General features: G+C 51.1%; 3 protein-coding genes. 2 read left to right on the top strand and 1 reads right to left on the bottom strand.

All coding sequences use genetic code 11. From position 1 onward, the window contains the following. Window positions 1-148: 148 nt before the first annotated feature. A complete protein-coding gene (locus AC0QH1_RS15775) occupies window positions 149-1,033 on the bottom strand; it encodes a prephenate/arogenate dehydrogenase (RefSeq protein ID WP_324632163.1) in 885 nt (294 codons plus the stop codon). Between the two features lie 530 nt (window positions 1,034-1,563). Here AC0QH1_RS15775 and AC0QH1_RS15770 point away from each other — a divergent pair. Both AC0QH1_RS15770 and AC0QH1_RS15765 read left to right on the top strand, forming a co-directional pair. Next, the gene (locus AC0QH1_RS15770; protein WP_324632162.1) at window positions 1,564-3,099 is read left to right on the top strand and encodes a pentapeptide repeat-containing protein; all 1,536 of its coding nucleotides are present in this window, start codon (window positions 1,564-1,566) and stop codon (window positions 3,097-3,099) included. 137 nt (window positions 3,100-3,236) lie between these two features. Continuing rightward, window positions 3,237-4,802 carry a pentapeptide repeat-containing protein gene (locus tag AC0QH1_RS15765; protein WP_324632160.1) on the top strand — a complete coding sequence of 522 codons (1,566 nt, stop codon included), beginning with the start codon at window positions 3,237-3,239 and terminating at the stop codon, window positions 4,800-4,802. Window positions 4,803-4,945 lie beyond the last annotated feature (143 nt).

Genomic DNA, 4,945 nt, shown 5'->3' with positions numbered 1-4,945 from the left:
CTGGTCTTCTGGTCAGGTGAGCTTGGGAAAATAAAGTCTTACCAAGCCCCTCCCTTTAGGGATGGGGTTCCTGACGCCGATTTATCTTGACCCAAAATAGAAGGGATTGCGATTGAGTTTTGACATCCTGAAAATAGTGATAGCCTTCTTATTCTAACGAGTTTCGGTCCGGAGGGGAGTCGATTGAGTCTGGAAATGTTAAAAATTGAGGGCGAGCGTCCTGGGTGCGTTGGAGGAACTGTTCCAGGGCAGCCCAGTTTTCGGATTCGATCGCGCAGATGAAGGCATCGAGTCGCTGACGGTAGGTACACAGGGAACGCAACAACTCCTGACGATTGTACTGAGCCATCATCATTCCCAATTCCGGATTGCCACCGCCCACGCGAGTGGTATCGCGAAAGCCGGTACTGGCGAATTTTTGAGCCAGGGCGATCGCCGTTGTAGAAGGTTCGCTCAAGCAAGCATCAATCAAACTCGCCGCCACCATCACCGGCAGATGAGAGATCCAAGCCACAGAGCGGTCGTGGTCTTCCGGGGTGCAGTAGTAGACCCGGGCCTGGAGAGACGCAGCGATCGCCGCCACCTGTTCGGTCGCCGCAGGGGGAGTGGAGGCGAGGGGAGTAATTGCATAGGGGCGATCGGCGAACAAATTGGAGATCGCCGCATCCAGTCCGCTGCGTTCCGTACCCGCCATTGGGTGCCCGGGAACGAAACGCGGCCACAAGGGAGCAACCGCTTGAGCCACCGGGGTTTTCACCGACCCCACATCGGTTATGATAGCGGTAGAGGAAAGATGGGGAACGAGCCGTTGCACCGTGGGGGCGATCGCGGCGATTGGCGTGCAAACAAACACCAAATCGGCGCTTTCCATCAGGGTAAAATCTACATCTGCATCATCGACAATTTGGCGCGCGATCGCTGCTTGGCAAGTTTCCCGACGACGCGCCACCCCCAGCACCCGATGCCCGCGCGATCGCAAATCCAACCCCAGAGATCCACCAATCGACCCCAAACCCACAATTCCAATATTCATCGGCTCCCTACATCCCAACCTTGGTTGAAGACGATTTTAGTCGATTACCCCCCCGATTCCATACCCATGCCTCAAAAAAAGGAAGGCATCCGTGAGGGGGGGTATGTGATGTGGCAACCTGCCATGACAAGGAAAACTTATTAGGATTCAAGGGAATGAAACCTATGTGAACCAGCCGCGATCGGGAGGATGCGGGGAACTCTAGCTCATAAGAGCATCCTTACCGGTCGGAACGGAGCCACTTCCCCCAGGGGGTCTAGGGAGAGGAAGCGCCCAACCAGTGGCACGACCCCGTGCTAGTTAACCCGGCACCGAGATGCGATCGCCTCGTAGATTCTGCCGCCAGATGCCCCCAATTCCCCTAACGTCTGGCCGGTGTTTGAAGCGAGAATCCCTTTCACTGTCCCGCATTTCTGGGAAACTCAAGGCCGTGCAAACCGAGTGGGGGTTTCCCCAGAAAGAGCTAAACGCTAGCATGATAGTGCATCGAACCGTTCACCAAACCGTTCCCATGTTCTCAGGGTGCCCCGATGGAAGCTGAAGAACTCGTCAAACAATTTGTAGCTGGAACCAGAGACTTTCAAAGCGTTAACCTTACTGAGGTCAACCTCAGTCAAGTCAATCTCAGCGAGATTAATTTAAGTGGGGCTAACCTGAGTATCGCCAATCTCAGCGGTGCCGATCTCAGTGGAGCAAATCTCAGTCACTCCAAACTCAACGTCGCCAAGCTCAACAGCGCTCATCTGTGTGGCGCGAATCTCAATGGCGCTGACCTCAACGTTGCCAATTTGATTCGCGCCGATTTGCGCGGCACTTTATTGATTCAAGCTTCCCTGATTCGCGCGGAATTGATGCGGGCCGAACTCAGTGGAGCCAACCTGACGCAAGCGAACCTCAATGGTGCCAACCTCAGAGAAGCAAAACTCAGACAAGCTTATTTAGTCAGCGCCAACGTCAGCGAGGCAGATATGAGAGGCACCTCTGTGACCGGGGCGAATCTAGAACAAGCCAACTTGCGAGAGACCAACCTCAGCGGTGCCGATCTCAGTGGAGCCAATCTGAGAAATTCGGAATTGAGACAAACGGATCTCTCCCATGCCAAACTCATGGGGGTGGATTTATCCGGGGCAAATTTGAGATGGGCGGACTTAAGTGAAGCTTGTTTGCGCGGCGCGGATCTCAGCGGCGCGAAATTGAGCGGTGCCAACTTGCGCGGAGCCGACTTGAGCCATGCCAATTTACTCGATGCTAGCTTGGTTTATGCCGATTTAACTCACGCCAATATGATCCAAGTGGATTGGACGGGAGCCGATATTTCCGGTGCTACTTTAACCGGAACCAAACTCTATTCTGTCTCTCGATTTGGATTGAAAACCGAAGGGATTACCTGTGAGTGGATAGACTTGAGTCCGAATGGCGATCGCACCCAAGTTTATCGGTTTACGCCGGAAATGACCGAGCAGTTTTTCCATCAAACCCTACCTACGGTGGAAATTATTATCGATTCGCCCCTGGATCAAGATGCTCATCTGGCTTTAGCTTTGGCTTATCATCAAATCGCCCAGCGCTATCCAGATTTACTCCATCCGCCGAATATTGAGGTGGGTTCTCGCCGCACCACATTGCGATTTAAAGTGAATAGCGACAAGTTATTATTTTCCACCGCTTATGTGGCGATCGTACCGTTTAAAGATGCCACCGTCACTCAGGAGAATATCGAACATCTCGTGGAGATGATCGAATCCCCAGAGCTGAGTGCTGTCCTCGATGGAGCAATGGAAAAAGTGAAAGAAATTAGAAGTTCTCAGACCTTTTCGCGCATCGTCCATCGGGGGAAATTCTTTCAATCGCCCACGGAAACCGTGCTCACTAACTCTAGCGATCGCACCTTAGACATTCACCACAATCCCCACTTCGGCAAGCGATTGATTAATGTGGCTTATGGAAATAATGGCTTGCCCCCCGGTACCATCAAAGCGGCTCCCAATTTTGCGCTTCCCCCAGTGAGCCTGGTGGTAAATTTTATTAAAGGCTTGCACTTGTCATCTAATGCAGTCTCGCAATAGTCAACCTGTTGTAAAAGGAGCGATCGCTGTTTGATGTAGTTGGTTTTGACCCCCGGATTTGAGATAATGTTTAGTCTGAGGGTGGGAATAACCGCTTGCGAGACTAAAACGTAAGAACCATTCAAAAGGAAAACTCTATGCAAGCCGAGGAACTGCTAAAAAAATATGCAGAAGGAGAACGAGACTTTAGTGGCGTTGACCTCACCGAGGTTAACCTCAGTAGAGCGAATCTGGTGGGTGTCAATTTGTCAAACGCCACCCTAAGTATCGCCAATTTGAGTGGAGCCAATCTCAGTGAAGCAAACCTTACGGGAGCTAAACTCAATGTGGCCAGAATGAGCGGTGCCAATCTGAGTAAAGCGAAGTTAAATGGCGCTATCCTCAACGTTGCCAATCTGGTCCGCGCCAATCTCAGCGGTGCAGAACTCATGCAAGCTGCCTTAATTCGCTCGGAATTGGTGCGCGCCGAACTGAGTCGCGCCAACTTATGCGAAACGAACCTCAGCGGGGCGGATCTCAGAGAAGCCAAACTCCGACAAGTGAACTTCATTGGAGCTAACTTGAGTGAATCGGATATGCGCGGCACGAATCTAGCAGGCGCTAATTTGGAACATGCCACCTTGAGCGGCACGGATCTGAGTCGTTCCGAACTCAGCGGCTGCGACCTGAGCGAAGCAGAACTGCGACATGCCAACCTCAGTCGCGTTAACCTCAGCGGCGCTAATCTCAGTGGCGCTAATCTCAGATGGGCCGATTTAAGCGGGGCGAATCTGAGATGGGCGGACTTTAGTGAGGCAAAACTCAGCGGTTCAAACTTGCTTGGCGCAGACTTAAGTAACGCAAATTTAGTCAATGCCAGTTTCGTTCATGCCGATTTAACTCAAGCTAATTTAATTCGCGTCGAATGGGTTGGAGCTGACTTGAGTGGCGCAACCTTAACCGGCATCAAGTTGTATGGAGTTTCTCGCTATAACCTCAAAACTGAAGGCATTACCTGCGAATGGGTTGACTTGAGTCCCTATGGCGATCGCACCCAAATTTATCGCTTTAGCGCCGAAGAAGCTAAAAAGTTTTTCAATCAAACCCCCCCCACTGTACGGATTATCATCGATGCTCCCTTAGATCAAAATGCCAATTATGCCTTAGCTGCCACTTATCAGCAAATCGCCAATCAAATCGGCATGATGCAAACTCCCCCCAGCATTAAAGTGGGCTATCGACGAACCGAACTGAGCTTTAAACTCGACAATGACTATCAAATCTTTTCCTCCGCTTACATCGCCATTATCCCCTTTAAAAATGCTAGCTCCACGCAAAAAAATATCATCACCCTAATGAAAATGCTGCAAGCACAGGCCATTAACAGCCACAGCATGGAGTCCATCAAACAGGTCAAACAATTAAGCAGCGCCCTGAGCCAAACCATTCACAAGGTTAACGAACTCAATCTCTCCCCCAGTTCTGCCGTTTCCGAAGAAAGGGTGAACTTTTTTGACGCCCCAACCCAGATGCTCCTGACGAACTCGAGCGATCGCTCTTTGCAAATTTATTACGACCAAAACTTCGGCAAGCGATTGATCAATACAGCCGGTTCGACCAGACCCGCCGCCACTGGGACGACCATGAAAGCAACCAAGTTCTCTTTACCCACGGTGAATGTGCTGGTTGATTTTGTCTCCGGTTTCTACTACTTAGAAAGTTAACACGACTCCCCCCAACCCGGAATTTTTTACCACTCCCTAGAGTCTGTTGTAAACTATAGTTATGCTGGTGCGATTCGTTCCCGCAAAAGTGGAGGGTAAATGCCCGAAGCGTAAGCGGGGCAAGGAACACAGCCCCTAAAGGC

It is taken from the genome of Phormidium sp. CCY1219, assembly GCF_055795085.1.
Note: the sequence above shows the minus strand (reverse complement) of the source record. Positions and strands in the feature narration are given on the sequence as shown.

Coding starts and splice junctions, on each gene's coding strand:
- AC0QH1_RS15775 (WP_324632163.1), bottom strand. CDS start 1,033: ATGAATATTGGAATTGTGGGTTTGGGGTCGATTGGTGGATCTCTGGGG.
- AC0QH1_RS15770 (WP_324632162.1), top strand. CDS start 1,564: ATGGAAGCTGAAGAACTCGTCAAACAATTTGTAGCTGGAACCAGAGAC.
- AC0QH1_RS15765 (WP_324632160.1), top strand. CDS start 3,237: ATGCAAGCCGAGGAACTGCTAAAAAAATATGCAGAAGGAGAACGAGAC.